The organism is Vibrio sp. 10N.222.48.A3, from assembly GCF_041475345.1.
GTDB classification, from domain to species: domain Bacteria; phylum Pseudomonadota; class Gammaproteobacteria; order Enterobacterales; family Vibrionaceae; genus Vibrio; species Vibrio tasmaniensis_A.
Genome location: NZ_JBFRVX010000557.1, coordinates 1 through 1,430, shown reverse-complemented (window position 1 = coordinate 1,430; position 1,430 = coordinate 1). Strand labels below are relative to the sequence as shown.

The following is a 1,430-nucleotide window of genomic DNA, read 5'->3' as shown; positions in this document are numbered from 1 at the left end:
CAGCTTCTGAATCTGAGGCCGCTTACCAAATCGGTGGAGAATTTGGCGCAATAATTACCGATAACATCGACGTTCATATCGGTTACCGCTCTGCACATATTGAAATAGAATCCATCGATGTTTCATCCAAAACAGCATACATTGGTGCAAGATACCATTTCTAAAGTTCCTTCAATGACTAGACCAATTTATAGCGGTCAACTAGCCTAGCATTGCAAATAGTCCGATCTCTTTGAGGTCGGATTTATCATTATTGGTTCACTTAACTTCCTTTACATTGCCTCCAAATATAGGCCTATTCCTCCACCAATATAAAGTTACGTTGCAACTTATTAGAAAAACCAACGCTATTGCAAGATAAATCACTCAAACAGGCTGCTATTTCGTGTTTAAATTTTGATCTATCAATCAGTTATATGATTAAACTTGGTGACTAAGCAAGCAAACACTATGCATTCACGCTTACATTATGAATTATAGTGTTAACATCAGACAATGTTGTAAACCAGGTGTTTGATATGTTGCCTAAACTTTATAAGTTCAGATCTCTTCACGATAGAAACATACAATCGATATCCGAGTGTTCGTTGTGGTTTGATTCCGCTAAGACCTTTAATAACCCTTTTGAATCTCATCACCTGTTCAACAAAGAACTTCAGAATGACTTCAAGGTTATGTGCTTCTCTCAATCGAATGACCATCCCATACTTTGGTCTCAGTATGGCGATAACTTTAAAGGTATGTGTATTGAGTATGATCTTAACTGTTATCACGGTGAGGCAGATCTCAATTGCTTTGAAGTTCAGTATACTGACAACCCAAGCATGCTTAGCTCTCCTTCGCTAGTTAAGTCAAAAGCATCGAAATTAGCCGTGAGCGTACTTGGAATCAAACATTCAAACTGGCGTTACGAAAAAGAATATCGCTGGGTACTGCCCAATGAAGAGATTATTGGCAACAAGCTGTATCTGAATAAAGAGTGTATAAGCTCTGTGATTCTCTCAGAACATGCTCCTGCCGATAGAAAACTAAAGGTACTAATGACTTGCCAACACCTCGGCATCCCCGTTAAACACGCTGTCGCTAAACAAGATTCGTGTACATTTGGCACCTTCGGTTAAATAGATATCAGTAAAATGAACGCCCTACGAGACATATTGTTATATCAAGTGACAGTGCAACATACTGACATCTAACTCAGATCACCGTAATTCACTCGTATTCATTGACGTTTTAGTCAATCAAATTAATATTATTTAGTTATAGTGCATCATAATGGTCAGTTTGTGATATGAAGTCGGATGTACTTTTCTGGAAAACTGTATTTGAACTTTTTCTTGGTTGGTAAGTGCTGTTTCGCCTGTCTACAAGCTTTACTATCGCCGGACGTTCTCACTCTCTTGATTTTTGTATAACCTTTGGAGTGCTTC

At 38.3% G+C, this 1,430-nt stretch carries 1 protein-coding gene and 1 pseudogene; both read left to right on the top strand.

The genetic code is table 11. The annotated features are described in order from the left end of the window. A pseudogene (locus AB4653_RS15905) lies at positions 1-164 on the top strand (porin family protein); the annotation flags it as partial. Positions 165-518: 354 nt separating this feature from the next. Next, positions 519-1,121: a DUF2971 domain-containing protein gene (locus tag AB4653_RS15900; protein WP_029225506.1), complete on the top strand. Its 603-nt coding sequence runs from the start codon at positions 519-521 to the stop codon at positions 1,119-1,121. The last annotated feature ends 309 nt before the right edge of the window (positions 1,122-1,430 follow it).